This window comes from Mesorhizobium sp. M0058 (genome assembly GCF_040323095.1).
Lineage (GTDB): Bacteria > Pseudomonadota > Alphaproteobacteria > Rhizobiales > Rhizobiaceae > Mesorhizobium.
Genome location: NZ_JAMYUQ010000006.1, coordinates 1 through 13,835, shown reverse-complemented (window position 1 = coordinate 13,835; position 13,835 = coordinate 1). Strand labels below are relative to the sequence as shown.

The following is a 13,835-nucleotide window of genomic DNA, read 5'->3' as shown; positions in this document are numbered from 1 at the left end:
ATGTCCCTGTTGGCTGGTTGCTTTTCCCGGTCACCTTACCGGCCCCGTGACAGGCCGGATAGAAGGCGGGTGGTTTATTCGCTACTCGGCCGCCGCCGACATATCGAGCTCGTGAAATTCACCGCGATAGGGCCGCGCCGTCGGCGGCAATTCGCGCTTGAGGAAATAATCCTCGTACCGCAGCTGCTTCAGCAGCACCGGCCAGACCTCGCGATAGGCATGCCACATGGACGGGTTCGCCGCCGGCAGGTCGTGCTTGACCAGCTCGTGCAGCCTCGGCAGCGCATGGTAGGGCACCATCGGAAACATGTGATGCTCGACGTGGTAATTCATGTTCCAGTAGATGAAGCGGCTGACCGGGTTCATGTAGACGGTGCGCGTGTTCAGCCGGTGGTCGACGACATTGTCGGCCAACCCGATATGCTGCAGCAGGCCGGTCAGAACCATGTGCCAGCTGCCATAAAAACGCGGCAGGCCGATCAGCACCAGCGGCAGCCATGAACCCAGCGCGATCGCGAGGGCGATCGTCGCAACGTACACGGCGACATGCCAGCGCGCCGCCGTGATGGCCTTGCCCTGTTCGGTCTCAGGAATGTAGCTCTTTTCGTCGTCCGACAGCTTGCCCAACGTCTGGCGCGCCAGGATCGGCAGCGAATAACGGAAATCGAGAATGCCGGTGAAGGCAAGCGCCGCCTTGACCAGATTTGGCGGCCGCATTACCGCGATCTCGGCGTCACGGCCGACGATGATCGTGTCGGTGTGATGCCGCGCATGGCTCCAGCGCCATTGCACCGGATTGCGCACCACCATGAAGCTGGCGATTTCGTAGATCGCATCGTTCATCCAGCGTGTGCGGAAGGCGGTGCCATGGCCGCATTCGTGCCAGCGCGAATCGCTCGACGATCCATAGAGCACGCCATAGACGAGCAGGAACGGCACCACCCACCACGTGCCCCAGAACCACACGATGCCGGCGGCCGAGCCCAGGATGGCTGCGATCCAGATCACTGTATCGCGGATCGCCGGCCCGTCGGAGCGCTGCATCATTTCCTTCATTGCCTTGCGCGGCACGTCGGTGTGATACCACTCGGCCGAGGCCAGCCCGGTCTCGATCGCCCGGCGGGTGCTTTCGCCGACCAGGCCGTAATCGCGCTTTGTCTTGGCCGCCGTCGCCATCACCGTCTCGCCTACCTCAAAGCCCGTTGGCGCGGAACTTCCCGTCGAGAAATGTTTTCGCCCGCGGCACGTCGTCCTCGGTCAGATGCTCGATGATAACAGGGATGTTCGGGTGCTTCTCACTGAGCCGCTGCAGATAGAGATCGTAATTCAGCGATCCCAGCCCGGGCGCCGGCAGCTCGATCTCGCCGACGCCGCGGAAGGTCAGCCCCTCATGCGCGTCCGCGTCGCCGATATCGGCATGCTTCTCGGTCTTGTCGCTGCCTGAGCGCTTGACGTCCTTGGCGTGCGCGATGCGGATCTTGTCGGCCAGCGTGTCGAACACCTGGTTCAGCACCTGGTCCATGCGGTCGATATTGTGCGCCTCGAAATAATTGGTCGGATCCATCAGCAGGCCGAGGCCCGGATGGTCGACCTGCGCGAACATTTTGACCGTCTCCTCGACCGAACCGACGACATTGTTGACATAGGTTTCGAGCAGGAACACCGCGCCATGGTCGTAAGCCGTCTGGGCAAGATCCGAGATCACCTTGCGGCATTCCTCGAAGCCTTCCTCGGTCTTGTTTTTGGGATGATGCACCCAGTCGGATTCGGTGTTGTAGGTGCCGGTCTCCGAGATCACGTAGGGCGAGCCGAAGTCGCGCGCATTGCGGATGATTTCCTTGAGATAGCCGACGCGCTTCTCGCGCTCGGATTTGTCGGGATGGATGATGTTGGTGTAGCCCGAGATGCAGCAGACCGGCAGATTGTGGTCGCGAAACGTGTCGCGCACTGTCCTCGCCTTGTCCCCGGTGATCTGCCCGGCCGTGAGATCGACATCCCTGAAATGCATGTCGAGCTGCACTGTGTTGAAGCCGAGTGCACGGATGCGGCGGGCGGCCTCCGCGAGCTCATAGGGGAAATAGCCGGTGAAGATACCTGCCTGCATCATGATGTGAACTCCTCCCGGTAAGCGATTCAGCCGCCACACTATTCGGCGGCATGTTCAGTCGATCGATATCTCGGACAGTTTGACGGTGCGGCCTTGCGCCATCGAGCGGTAGCCCGCCTCGACCAGTGCCATTGTCTTGACGTTATCGGCGACGGAGAGCGCCGGCGGCGCGCCTGTCTTCACCGCATGCTGCAATTGCTCCATCACGCCGATGAAGGCATGCGGGAACCACATCGTGTCCCAGCTCGGGCTGACCCATTCGCCGCCGGTCGTCTTGGTCGACGCATAGGTCAGCGTCGAGGCCACGCCTTTCGGCCAGCCGATCGTGCCTTTGGCGACACCCTTGATGCCGTCGACGCGCCAGTTGATGTGCTGGTCGTCCTCATAGCCCTCCTGGCGCGGTCCGGACCAGACATCCTCCAGCGACACGGCGAGCACGCCGGAGGGAAAGCGCAGCGTCGAGACGGTGATGCCGTCTGAATGGTCGAATGTCGTGCGCGGATCCTTGCGCGTCAGCGTGGTGATTTCCGAGGGATCGCCGAACAGGAAGCGCAGCACGTCCAGATGATGCACGCTCATATTGGCGAGCGTCAGCCGGTCGTAGTCCTGAAGGAAAGTCTGCCAGTGCGGGATCGCATGCATGTCGATCTGCGCAAAGACGATGTCGCCCAGCGCGCCGCTGTCGATGATCTGCTTCAGGACGCGCATCGACTGGTCGTAGCGCATGTTCTGGTTGACCGAGAGGATCTTGCCTGACTTGGCTGCCTCGTCGCGCAGCTTCACGGCTTCATCGACCGACAGCGCCAGTGGCTTCTGCGCCAGGATCGCCTTGATGTGAGGCTGCTTCAGCGCATGGCGGATCAGCGCCGGCTGCTGGTCGGGCGGAAAGGCAAGGTCGACGATCTCGACCTCAGAATCCTCGATCAGCTGTTCCGGTGTGTCGTGGACGGTCGCAATGCTCCAGCGCTTCGCCACCTTCTCGGCGCTGGTCTTGGTGCGCGAGGCGATGGCGACGACTGGGAAACCGGCCTGCGCATAGGCGGCAAGATGGCATTCGGCCATGATCATGCCGGCGCCGATGCAACCGATCCGGTATTCGCTGGTGCGAACCCTCACATCCGGCTCGAAACCCTGGCCTGCCATCCATTCCTCCCTTGGACGACAGGATATAACGCCATGGCCGGCCCATCAGCCAAGGTCCGCTCCATCAATTCCCATCAGAACCATGCCGGGGTGACGGTGCGAACTAGTTTGCGGCAATCAGCACGGTGCTTTCCGGCGACCAGCTGAGCATTACATTCTGGCCCTCGGCCAGCCGGTCACTGCCGGTATTCTGGACGATGACTTTCAACGTCTGGCCGGCACGCTCGACGAAATAGGTGCTGTTGTTGCCGGCGAAAATGCGCTTGGAGATCTGGCCCTTCAGAGCGTTGGCATTGGCCGCATCCGCAACCCCGGCATCGGTCGCGATGCGAATGCGTTCGGGACGCACGGCGCAGCTGGCCTTCGTACCGGCGGCAAGCCGATCACCCACCCCGGCGGCGATCGCCGTGCCGTCAGGCAGCCGGATGCCGTTGCCGGTCGCATCGCCGCGAAAAATGTTTGCGTCGCCAAGGAAGGTGGCGGCGAATTCGCTCTTCGGCCGGTCGTAGATTTCCTCCGGCGGCCCTTCCTGCACGAGCCTGCCGTCCCGCAATATGCCGATGCGGTCGCTCATCGTCAGCGCCTCTTCCTGGTCGTGGGTGACGAAGATGGTGGTGATGCCGATCTCGCGCTGGATGCGCTTCAGCTCGATCTGCATGTCGACGCGCAGCGCCTTGTCGAGCGCGCCGAGCGGCTCGTCGAGCAACAGCACGCGCGGCTTGGTGACGATGGCGCGCGCCAGCGCCACACGCTGGCGTTGGCCGCCGGAGAGCTGGTGCGGCCGGCGCTCGCCGAGCTTGCCGAGCTGAACCAGATCGAGCGCGCGCTGCACTTCGGTGGCGATCGTCGCTTTCGTTTCGCCGCGCACCGACAGGCCGAAGGCGACATTATCGGCGACGCTCATATTGGGAAACAGCGCATAGTTCTGGAACACCATGCCGATGCGCCGCTTTTCGACCGGCACCCGTTCGACGCTCTCGCCGCCAATGGCGATGCGGCCGGAGTCGGGAAAGTCGAAGCCGGCGATTTGCCTGAGCACCGTGGTCTTGCCGCTGCCCGAGGGGCCAAGCAGCCCATAGAAACCGCCATCGGCGAAATCGATGGAGACGTGGTCCAGCGCCTTGTGCGCGCCAAAACTGCGGGAGACGTTCGATACCTGCACGCCGGCCATTATTTCTCTCCGCCGAATTTGAAGAAGCGCGCCGTGAACAGCATCAGCGCCATCGACACGACAATGATGATGGTCGAGACCGCGTTGATCTCGGGCGTGAACCCCTTGCGGATCGCGGCGTAGATTTCGACCGGCAGCGTCGTCTGCCCCGGCGTCGCCAGGAAGTAGGAGACGACAAACTGGTCGAACGACACGGCAAATGCGAACAAGCCGCCGGCAATGACGCCGGGCATGATCCACGGCAGCGTCACACGCGCGGTCACCTGCCACTGGTTGGCGCCGAGCGAGCGCGCCGCCTCTTCCAGCTCCGGTGCAAAAGTCTGCAGCCGGGCCGAGACGACGACGATGACATAGGGCAGCGCCAGCGCCACATGGCCGAGCAGGATGGCTAACAGGCCGCGGCCAATGCCGACGCCGAAGAAGAAGATCAGCATCGCCGTGCCGGTGATCAGCCACGGAATGGCGATCGGCGGAAACAGCAGCGCCTGCAGCACTTTCTTGCCGCGGAAGTCGTAGCGGAAGAGCGCCAGCGAAGCGGCCGAGCCAAGCACCACTGAGATGAGCGTGGTGATGACCGCGATCTCGAGGCTGTTCCAGGTCGCCGCGATCAGCTGGTCGTTCTGCCAGAGCGAGGCATACCATTCCGTCGTCCATTCGAACGGCAATTGGTAGAAGGGCGAGACGTTGAACGACATCAGCGCCATGATGATGATCGGCAGATAGAGGAAGACGAGCAGCAGTCCGATGTAGAAGCGGCCTAGTCCTTCGATTATGCGGGTCGTCATCATCAAGCAGCCCTCCGCAGCACCGGCGAGGCAACCGCCAGGATCACCAGCACCACCGCCAGCAGGATGAAGGAAAGCGCCGCCCCCAGCGGCCAGTTGAAGACGGCGACGAACTGGTCCTCGATCACCGTGCCATAGAACGTGCCGGTGCGGCCGCCGAGAATGCGCGGCTCCATGAACGAGCCGACGACCGGCACGAAGATCAGTGCCGCACCTGCCACCAGGCCGGGCATAGACAGCGGGATGATCACCCGCTTCAGCACCTGCAGCCGCGAGGCGCCCAGCGAACGTCCGGCCTCGATCAGCGAGTCGTCGATGGCCTGCAAAGTGAGGTAACAGGTCAGCACCATGTAGGGCACGTAGGAGTGCACCAGGCCGATGATGACTGCGGGGTAGGAATACATCAGGTCGATGTTGATATTGAACGGCAGCACGGCGTTGAGCGCCGTGTCGAGGATGCCGCCCTCGCGCAGCACCATCGCCCAGGAGAAGATGCGCACCAGCCCGTTCGACCAGAACGGCAGGATGACCAGCAGGAAGATCGCCTCGCGGCTGCGCCCCTTCAGCACCTTGGCCAACACATAGGCTGCGGGATAACCGATGACGACGCACCACAAAGTCACTTCGAGGCCGAGCCGCAGCGAAGCGAGCAGCAGCGTCAGGTACAGGCTCTGCGAGAAGAAGGCGGCGTAATTGCCAAGGGTCAAGGCCCACGGCTTTCCCGACAGCGGCAGGTCGGTCATGAAGGAGAAGAACACCATGGCCGAGAGCGGCAGGAAGATCGCCACCGTCAGCCAGAGATAGGCCGGCGCCAGCAGCGGCAGGGCCGATCTCAGCCCGCTGCGCGACGCGACCGCACCCTGTACCGCCATGATACCCTCCTCCCCAGGATTGAAGGCCAGCCGGCGCCAACCGCCGGCTGGTCCGGACGTGAGCGTTACTTCACGTCGACTTTGAGCTGCTGCCACAGCGCCAGATAGGCCTCGCGCTGCGCGTCGGTGATCGGCGCCTGGAACTGGATGCGCTTGGCCACCTCGGGATCGCCCATCACCTTGCGGTTGAAGGAGTCTTCAGGCAGCGCTTCCACCGCCTTGGTGTTGGCCGACACCGGAGCGCCGACCTTGGTGACCCATTCGACATAGAATTTCGGATCGATCATCCAGTTGATGAAGGCCTGCGCACCTTCGACATTCTTCGAGCCCACCGGGATCGAGAACGCGTCGAGCCAGGCGACGGCGCCTTCCTGCGGAACGACCAGCGAGACCGGCAGCTTGAAGTGGGTCTTGGCGCGATCGGCCGAGCCGCTCCAATAGGTGCCGATGTCGATCTGGTTGGAGGCGACCATCTGGTTCCAGTCGTTCTCCGAACTCCAGAACGTCTTGATCTGCGGCATCAGCGAGGTCAGCTTCGCCTTGACCGCTTCCATATCCTTGATGTCGTTGATATTCTGACCGGTGGCGATGGCGCCGAACTGCACCGCTTCGACAGCGTCGTCGCGAATGACGACCCGGCCCTTATGCGCTGGGTCCCACATTTCGGCGATCGAGGTCGGTGGCTTGTCGAAGGACTTTTCGTTGATTGCCAGCGCCGTCAGGCCCCACACCCACGGCACGCCATAGACCTTGCCGTCATGGTCGAGCATCGGAGATTGCGCCTTGTCCTTGCTGATGTCGGCATAGTTCGGCAGCTTCGAGACATCGATCGGCTGGATCAGCTTTTCCGCCATCGCCTGATCGTTGAAGGCGGCGTTGATCATGACCACGTCATAGAGGCCCGGATTGGTGCGGATCTTGGTCAGCATTTCCTGTTCGGAATTGAAGAAGTCGTTGACGACCTTGTTGCTGGTCGCCTTTTCGAAGGCTTCGATCGCCCACGGCTCGTCGGCGCCGTAGCCCTTCCAGTTGAGCACATGCACTTCGGCGGCACTGGCGGCCAGCGTGAGCGCGGAGGTGATGACGGCGGTCGCCGTCAGCAGGGCAGTCAGTCTTGGCATGCGCATGTTCGTTCCTCTCTTGTTTGCCCGCTTGGCGGGTCAGGCTGTCTGATGGGCCTTCTGGTTCTGGCCCGGCTCGCCCGTGGCGGCCTGGCTCAGGAAAGTCTGGATCTCGCTGTCGGTCGGCGCCGATGAGCCGCCATGGCGGGTGACGGAAAGTGCTGCCGCCGCATTGGCATAGCGCGCCGCCTCGAAGGGATGCACGCCGCGCGAGAGTGCACTGACGAAACCGCCGATATGGGTGTCGCCGGCGCCATTGGTGTCGATGGCATCGACCTTGAAGCCGGCAATGGTCTGCGTCTCGCCATTGACCAACCTCACGAAACAGCCCTTGGCGCCGGCGCGGATAACGACGCCTTCGGCCTTTGGGCAGTGGTCGGCGAGCAGCCGGGCGGCGAGTGCCTCGACATCGCCTTGCCCAGCGATCTCGACCGCTTCCGTCATGTTGCAGCTCAGCCATGTCGTACGGGCAAGCACCCGCGAAAGGATGGGACGTGGGATATCCGCGATGACCGGCGTTGGATCGAAAACGAAGGGAATGTTTTCTGGCAGCGCCTCGATCCAGTCGGTCAGCGCGTCGCGGCTGCCGGAATAGCTCAGCGTATAGCCCGACGTGAACACCCAATCATCAGGCGCGACCACCACGGGCCTCATCATCTCGAGGCTGAGAAAGCTCTCCGCACCGGGCCACGACACGAAGGTGCGCTCGGCATCCCCGGAGATCATGGCGACGCAATTGCCGCTGTCCATGACCGGCGATGGCGACGTCAGCGTTATGATGCCTTCGGCCGCAAACGCGGCGCGCAAGAAATCGCCATTCGGTCCGCTGCCGAGCTGGCCGCCGAACACAACCGTCATGCCGGTGCGGCTGGCCGCGACCATCATGTTGAAGCCGCCGCCGGCGACCTGCGCAAAGCTCGACGCGGTCTTCTCGCAGCCCGGCGCCGGCAAGGCGTCGATGCGGTAGACATAGTCGACGACGGCGCTGCCGATATGGACCAGACGCCCACTCATGCCGCGGCATCCTTGCTGGCCTTTGCCGTGCGCGCCGCGACGAGGTCTTCGGCAAGCGAGCGCACCTCCCCCATATCTATGCCGACGAGCCCGGCAATGTGTTGTTGCGGCAGTTGCGAAAAGCCGACGCAGGCGCCGGCCATGCCTGAGGCAATCGCGCCGATCGTGTCGGTGTCGCCGCCGAGATTGGCGCTGATGATTGCCGCTTGCCAGGGATCGCCCTGCGCGACTTCAAGCACGGCGAAAGCTGCCGGCACGGACTCCTGGCTGGCCACACCGGTGCCGACGAGATCGGTGATGAGCCCGATCGCATCCCGCGTGGTCTTGCCGCGCACGAGCTCCTGCGCCCAGGCGATACGCGCGGCGATATCGCCACCAGTCACCCAATGTCCGAGCCTGGCGCCTCGCCGCGCGGCTGCTACCGCGCTGTCGGAAGCGGCACGCCAGTCGCCGCCGGCGACGCCACGGCTGACGGCGGCGGCGACGGCGGCAGCCGTGGCAATGGCGATCGAGGTGTTGTGCGTCGCGCGGCAGGTCTCCGCCACCTTGGCGATAAAAGCGTCGAGCGGTTCCAGCGGCATCATGATGCCGACCGGCGCGATGCGCATGGCCGCGCCATTGGTGTCGCCCCGGCTTCCCGCCTCTTCCGCCGGCACGCCGTCATTGATGGCGTCGATGGCGCGCTTGGTCGATGGTCCCAGCAGGTCATAGCTGCCGCGCGCCTTGACCTCGCGCTCCCAGTCGAGCAGTGCGTTCACCCAGCGCGCATGATCGAAGCGGTCGCCGGACTCGACGAGAATGCGACCAAGCAGCAGCGCCTGTTCGGTATCGTCGGTGATGGTGCCGGCAACGAGCCCCTTCGACACCGGATGATCGGCAAACGGCGCCACGAAATCCTCGACATGGCCGTATAGCTCGGCGATCCGCGCCGGCGACAGAAGCTGCGTCGGCATGCCCAGCGCATCACCGAGCGCCCCACCGACAAGCGCGCCCATGGCGCGATCGAGCGTGTCGTTGGTTCTGTCCGGCATCGCTCAAAACCTCATATGCAGCGCGAAATGCGCCGGGTTGAGCAGGCTGGTTACATATTCGATCGGCCGGTCGTCAGCCGCACGCGTCAGCCGGCGTCCGCGCAGGAACGGCGTGCCTTGCGGGCAGCCGAGAATGGCGGCGTCTTCGGCATTCAGCATCTCGATGCCGACCCATTCCTCGCCATGGTCTGGGATGAGGCCGGCGCCGCGCAGCGTCTGGTGCAGCGAGCCTTCGCGCAGACCGCGCAGCGGCACGTCCTCCAGTTCGGGCGACAGCGGCAGGCGGCTGCGTTCGATGGAGATCGCATGGCCGTCGCTGGCATTGGTGCGCACCCGGTCGACGGCGATGAAGAACGGGCTTTCGATGCCAAGCAGCGCGGCAAGATCGGCATCCTCGATCACTTCAAGCCGCAGCGTCCGCGTCTCGGCATTGGCGCCGGCATTGGCCAGCGCCCGCGACCAGCCAATGCTGTCATCGACCGGCTTGCCGTCGAAAGTGACGAAGGAGCCGATGCCGACCTTGGTCGTGATCAGCCCACGGCTGGACAACTCCTCGAGGCCCTTGCGGACCGTGTTGCGGCTGACGGAAAAGCGCTGGACGAGTTCGTTCTCGCTTTGCAGGCGGTCGCCGAAGCCAAGCACGCCGGAGCGGATCTCATGTTCGAGAACGGTGGCGATCTGCTCGGGCTTGCCCGTGCCGGGAGAAAGTTGAACCGCGCGCCGCTTCATATGGGTACCTGTTCAGTAAGCCTGTATAGTCCTGTTCGATATTGGAGTTGAAGGGCGACGTCAACGATATATTTGGATTCACGCATATGCGTTGTGCTCAGGTGCCCCAAGGCATCGTTTGTTCGCATGGCGACGCTAACCGCGTAGGGCGCTCCCGTCTCCGAGACAGAGCGGGGGCAGCGCTTCCCTCAGGCGATTAGCCTTGCGCTCACACGAAGAAAAATTCCTCGATCCGTTGCTTGGCCGTCCGCAGCGCTGGCAGGATATCCCGCTCCATCGCCTCGACGGAGAGCCGCGCCGACTGCGTCGAGACGTTGATCGCCGCCACGGTCTTGCCGGCGCGGTCATAGATCGGCACCGCTATCGAGCGCAGGCCAAGTTCCAGCTCTTCATCGACGACGGCAAAGCCATCCGCCCTCGCCGCGTCGATGGCCTTGGCCAGCGCGGCGCGGCTGGTGATCGTCTTCGGCGTGCGCCGCTCGATCCTCGCCTCTGCAAGCAAGGCCTTCAGCTCATCCGCGCCCAGCCCCGCAAGCAGGACGCGCCCCATCGAGGTGCAATGCGCCGGCAGCCTGGTGCCGACATCGAGCGAAACGCTGAGGATGCGGCGGCCAGGAATGCGCGCGACATAGACGACTTCCTCGCCCGACAGCACCGCCGCGTTACAGGCCTCGTCGAACTGGGCGGCCACGTCGCGCATGATGGGTGCGGCGAATGTCCACAGCGAGGCGCCGCCGAGCCAGGAGCGCACGATGGTGAGCAGGCGCGGCGATAGCGAAAACTGCCGGCCGGATTGCGTGGCATAGCCGGTCGCGGTCAGCGTCAGCAGGAAGCGACGCGCGCCGGCGCGGGTCAGCCCCGCCTCCTCCGCCATTTCGGTCAGCGTCATCCCGGCCGGATGCCGGGCCAGTATCTCCATGACTGCAAGGCCGCGCTCCAGCGAGCCGACATGGTCGCGTGTCGTTGCCTCGTCCTCCATGCGGCCTCCGCAAGACAATGCGCCGCCTTGACTCGTCTCGGCGGCGCGATGTAAAAATATCTCATACAAAACAAATGTTCGCAATACGAACTTTTTGAACTTCGGAGTTCTTGGCGATGGTCAATTTCCTGCCGCTCAAACAGGCCGTGGCTGAGAACCTGCATGATGGCGATACGGTCGCCTTCGAAGGCTTCACGCATCTGATCCCGACGGCGGCGGCGCATGAGGCCATCCGCCAGGGCTTTCGCGACCTGACGCTCATCCGCATGACCCCCGACCTGATCTACGACCAGATGATCGGCATGGGCATGGCCAAGAAGATCATCTTCTCCTATGTCGGCAATCCCGGCGTCGGCCTGCTGCGCCGCGCCCGCGACGCCATCGAGAACGGCTTCCCCCGGTCGATCGAGATCGAGGAGCACAGCCATGCCGGCATGGCCAACGCCTACGAGGCGGGAGCTGCCGGCCTGCCTTGCGCGGTGTTCCGCGGCTATCGCGGCGCCGGGCTGGCGGCAGTCAATCCCAACATCCGCTCGGTCACCTGCCCGTTCACCGGCGAGGTGCTTGCCGCCGTTCCTTCCATCCGACCGGACGTGACCTTCATCCACGCTCAGAAGGCCGACAAAAAAGGCAATGTGCTGGTCGAAGGCATTATCGGCATCCAGAAGGAAGCGGTGCTCGCGGCCAAGCGCGCCGTGGTGACGGTAGAGGAAGTCGTCGACAATTTCGACGACCTGCATCCCAACCTCACCGTGCTGCCGCGCTGGACCATCGCTGCGATCTCGGTGGTATCAGGCGGTTCGCATCCCTCCTACACGCACGGCTACTATGCCAGGGACAACGCCGCCTATCTCGAATGGGACGACATCGCCGCCGACCGTGAAAAATTCCAGACCTGGATGCAGGCCAATGTCCTTGAGCGCACGGCGGACGATTTCGCCGGCCGCGTAAAGCATCTGAGGAGCGCGGCATGAGCGGCTTTACTCCCAATGAGATGATGACGATTGCCGCCAGCCGAGCCCTGAAAAACGACGATGTCTGCTTCGTCGGCATTGGCGCGCCGTCGGCCGCCTGCAACGTCGCGCGACTGACGCATGCGCCCGACATCACGCTGATCTATGAAAGCGGCACCATCGGCACCGCGCCCGATGTTTTGCCGCTGTCGATCGGTGACGGCGAACTTTGCGACACCGCCGTCACGACCGTCTCGGTGCCGGAGATGTTTCGCTACTGGCTGCAGGGCGGTCGCATTTCGATCGGTTTCCTCGGTGCCGCCCAGCTCGACAAGTTCGGCAACATCAACACCACCATCATCGGCGACTATGCGCATCCCAAGACCCGCCTGCCCGGCGGCGGCGGCGCGCCGGAGATCGCCACCTCGTCGAAGGAGATCTACATCACCATGGCGCAGTCCAAGCGCGGCATGGTCGAGAAGATCGACTTCTTCACCTCCTTCGGCCATGGCAATGGCGGCGACCATCGCCAGCGCCTCGGCATCGAGACCGCTGGACCGACGCTGCTGATCACCGACCTCGCCATCTGGAAGCCCGACCCGATGAGCAAGGAATTCACCGTGGTGTCGCTGCATCCCGGCGTGACGCGGCAGCAGGTGCAGGACAGCTGCGGCTGGATCGTAAAGTTCGCCGAGGCGCTTGACGAAACGCCGGCGCCGACGGAACTCGAGCTGACGACATTGCGTGACCTGCAGGCCCGCACCAAGGCGGCGCATGAGGGAAGCGGAAAAGAAAAGGCCGCATGACATGACCGAGGCATTCATCTGCGATTACATCCGCACCCCGATCGGCCGTTTCGGCGGCTCGCTGTCGTCGGTGCGGGCCGACGATCTTGGCGCCATCCCGCTGAAGGCGCTGGTCGAGCGCAATGCCGGCATCGACTGGCAGGCTGTCGACGACGTCGTCTATGGCTGCGCCAATCAGGCCGGCGAGGACAACCGCAATGTAGCCCGCATGTCGCTGCTCCTGGCCGGACTGCCGAAGGAAATTTCAGGCTCGACCGTCAATCGCCTCTGCGGGTCCGGCATGGACGCGCTCACCATTGCCGCCCGCGCCATCAAGGCGGGCGAAGCCGAGTTGATGATCGCCGGCGGCGTCGAATCGATGAGCCGCGCGCCCTTCGTCATGCCCAAGGCCGAGACCGCCTTTTCACGCCATGCCGAGATCCATGACACCACCATCGGCTGGCGTTTCATCAACCCGCTGATGAAGAAACAATATGGCGTCGATTCCATGCCGGAGACCGGCGAGAACGTCGCCGAGGATTTTTCAGTGTCGCGCGCCGACCAGGACGCCTTTGCCGTGCGCAGCCAGGACAAGGCCGTCGCGGCACAGGCCAATGGCCGGCTGGCGAAGGAGATTACCCCGGTGACGGTCCCGCAGAAAAAGGGCGATGCGACTATCGTATCGAAGGATGAGCATCCCCGCGCCGGCACCACGGTCGAGTCGCTGGCCAAATTGCCGACGCCGTTCCGGCAAGACGGCACGGTCACCGCCGGCAACGCATCGGGCGTCAACGATGGCGCGGCGGCGCTGATCATCGCCTCCGAAGCGGCTGTGAAAAAACACGGCCTGACGCCGATCGCCCGCATCCTCGGCGGCGCTGCCGCCGGCGTGGCGCCGCGCATCATGGGCATCGGCCCTGCTCCGGCGACACAAAAGCTCTGCGCTCGCCTCGGCCTGACACCGCACCAATTCGATGTCATCGAACTCAACGAAGCCTTCGCCTCCCAAGGCATCGCCGTGCGACCCCAACAACGCAAAGCCCCGGATGGGGGGCACCTCAACACCAAAAGCGGCGCCCGAGCGCTTTGTGAAACCATGGGCCTGTAGGGGGCGCCCAAATGAAGCCCCGCTGCGCGGGGGCTTT

The 13,835-nt window shown here is 63.8% G+C and carries 13 protein-coding genes and 1 pseudogene; 3 read left to right on the top strand and 11 right to left on the bottom strand.

The genetic code is table 11. The annotated features are described in order from the left end of the window. Positions 1-81 precede the first annotated feature (81 nt). The 11 genes from NKJ75_RS11340 to NKJ75_RS11290 form a co-directional block, all read right to left on the bottom strand. A complete protein-coding gene (locus NKJ75_RS11340; RefSeq protein WP_352499675.1) occupies positions 82-1,176 on the bottom strand; it encodes a fatty acid desaturase family protein in 1,095 nt (364 codons plus the stop codon). Between the two features lie 16 nt (positions 1,177-1,192). Next, positions 1,193-2,107, bottom strand: coding sequence for a sugar phosphate isomerase/epimerase family protein (locus NKJ75_RS11335; protein ID WP_023705643.1), 915 nt, complete (start codon positions 2,105-2,107; stop codon positions 1,193-1,195). 54 nt (positions 2,108-2,161) lie between these two features. Beyond that, positions 2,162-3,250 carry a Gfo/Idh/MocA family protein gene (locus NKJ75_RS11330; protein ID WP_352499674.1) on the bottom strand — a complete coding sequence of 363 codons (1,089 nt, stop codon included), beginning with the start codon at positions 3,248-3,250 and terminating at the stop codon, positions 2,162-2,164. Positions 3,251-3,353: 103 nt separating this feature from the next. Next, positions 3,354-4,421 (bottom strand): ABC transporter ATP-binding protein, encoded by a 1,068-nt coding sequence (locus NKJ75_RS11325; protein ID WP_023833947.1) that lies wholly within the window; start codon positions 4,419-4,421, stop codon positions 3,354-3,356. Beyond that, the gene (locus NKJ75_RS11320; protein ID WP_023712104.1) at positions 4,421-5,209 is read right to left on the bottom strand and encodes an ABC transporter permease; all 789 of its coding nucleotides are present in this window, start codon (positions 5,207-5,209) and stop codon (positions 4,421-4,423) included. Before NKJ75_RS11320 ends, NKJ75_RS11325 begins: the two co-directional genes overlap by 1 nt. After that, positions 5,209-6,078, bottom strand: coding sequence for an ABC transporter permease (locus NKJ75_RS11315; RefSeq protein ID WP_023712105.1), 870 nt, complete (start codon positions 6,076-6,078; stop codon positions 5,209-5,211). Before NKJ75_RS11315 ends, NKJ75_RS11320 begins: the two co-directional genes overlap by 1 nt. 65 nt (positions 6,079-6,143) lie before the next feature. Beyond that, positions 6,144-7,205 (bottom strand): ABC transporter substrate-binding protein, encoded by a 1,062-nt coding sequence (locus NKJ75_RS11310; RefSeq protein WP_023668165.1) that lies wholly within the window; start codon positions 7,203-7,205, stop codon positions 6,144-6,146. Positions 7,206-7,238: 33 nt separating this feature from the next. Then, positions 7,239-8,213, bottom strand: coding sequence for a PfkB family carbohydrate kinase (locus tag NKJ75_RS11305; protein WP_023714831.1), 975 nt, complete (start codon positions 8,211-8,213; stop codon positions 7,239-7,241). Further along, positions 8,210-9,244, bottom strand: coding sequence for an ADP-ribosylglycohydrolase family protein (locus NKJ75_RS11300; protein ID WP_023714832.1), 1,035 nt, complete (start codon positions 9,242-9,244; stop codon positions 8,210-8,212). Before NKJ75_RS11300 ends, NKJ75_RS11305 begins: the two co-directional genes overlap by 4 nt. A 3-nt stretch (positions 9,245-9,247) precedes the next feature. Further along, positions 9,248-9,973 carry a GntR family transcriptional regulator gene (locus NKJ75_RS11295; RefSeq protein WP_023687928.1) on the bottom strand — a complete coding sequence of 242 codons (726 nt, stop codon included), beginning with the start codon at positions 9,971-9,973 and terminating at the stop codon, positions 9,248-9,250. 208 nt (positions 9,974-10,181) lie between these two features. Further along, entirely contained in the window at positions 10,182-10,952 is a 771-nt protein-coding gene (locus tag NKJ75_RS11290; protein ID WP_352499673.1) for an IclR family transcriptional regulator domain-containing protein, read from the bottom strand. A gap of 116 nt (positions 10,953-11,068) precedes the next feature. On the opposite strand from NKJ75_RS11290, the gene NKJ75_RS11285 reads away from it, so the two are divergent. The 3 genes and pseudogenes from NKJ75_RS11285 to pcaF form a co-directional block, all read left to right on the top strand. Beyond that, positions 11,069-11,926, top strand: a complete 858-nt coding sequence (locus NKJ75_RS11285; RefSeq protein WP_023685266.1) for a CoA transferase subunit A — start codon at positions 11,069-11,071, stop codon at positions 11,924-11,926. Further along, positions 11,923-12,711: a CoA-transferase subunit beta gene (locus NKJ75_RS11280; protein ID WP_023685267.1), complete on the top strand. Its 789-nt coding sequence runs from the start codon at positions 11,923-11,925 to the stop codon at positions 12,709-12,711. Before NKJ75_RS11285 ends, NKJ75_RS11280 begins: the two co-directional genes overlap by 4 nt. Position 12,712: 1 nt before the next feature. Then, positions 12,713-13,795: pseudogene (gene pcaF, locus NKJ75_RS11275) on the top strand (3-oxoadipyl-CoA thiolase); the annotation flags it as partial. Between the last annotated feature and the right edge of the window lie 40 nt (positions 13,796-13,835).

Bases quoted from the DNA above. Each gene is read 5' to 3' on its own strand.
- NKJ75_RS11285 (WP_023685266.1), top strand. From the start codon at position 11,069: ATGGTCAATTTCCTGCCGCTCAAACAGGCCGTGGCTGAGAACCTGCAT.
- NKJ75_RS11325 (WP_023833947.1), bottom strand. From the start codon at position 4,421: ATGGCCGGCGTGCAGGTATCGAACGTCTCCCGCAGTTTTGGCGCGCAC.
- NKJ75_RS11290 (WP_352499673.1), bottom strand. From the start codon at position 10,952: ATGGAGGACGAGGCAACGACACGCGACCATGTCGGCTCGCTGGAGCGC.
- NKJ75_RS11340 (WP_352499675.1), bottom strand. From the start codon at position 1,176: ATGGCGACGGCGGCCAAGACAAAGCGCGATTACGGCCTGGTCGGCGAA.
- NKJ75_RS11280 (WP_023685267.1), top strand. From the start codon at position 11,923: ATGAGCGGCTTTACTCCCAATGAGATGATGACGATTGCCGCCAGCCGA.
- NKJ75_RS11295 (WP_023687928.1), bottom strand. From the start codon at position 9,973: ATGAAGCGGCGCGCGGTTCAACTTTCTCCCGGCACGGGCAAGCCCGAG.
- NKJ75_RS11320 (WP_023712104.1), bottom strand. From the start codon at position 5,209: ATGATGACGACCCGCATAATCGAAGGACTAGGCCGCTTCTACATCGGA.
- NKJ75_RS11330 (WP_352499674.1), bottom strand. From the start codon at position 3,250: ATGGCAGGCCAGGGTTTCGAGCCGGATGTGAGGGTTCGCACCAGCGAA.
- NKJ75_RS11315 (WP_023712105.1), bottom strand. From the start codon at position 6,078: ATGGCGGTACAGGGTGCGGTCGCGTCGCGCAGCGGGCTGAGATCGGCC.
- NKJ75_RS11300 (WP_023714832.1), bottom strand. From the start codon at position 9,244: ATGCCGGACAGAACCAACGACACGCTCGATCGCGCCATGGGCGCGCTT.
- NKJ75_RS11305 (WP_023714831.1), bottom strand. From the start codon at position 8,213: ATGAGTGGGCGTCTGGTCCATATCGGCAGCGCCGTCGTCGACTATGTC.
- NKJ75_RS11310 (WP_023668165.1), bottom strand. From the start codon at position 7,205: ATGCGCATGCCAAGACTGACTGCCCTGCTGACGGCGACCGCCGTCATC.
- NKJ75_RS11335 (WP_023705643.1), bottom strand. From the start codon at position 2,107: ATGATGCAGGCAGGTATCTTCACCGGCTATTTCCCCTATGAGCTCGCG.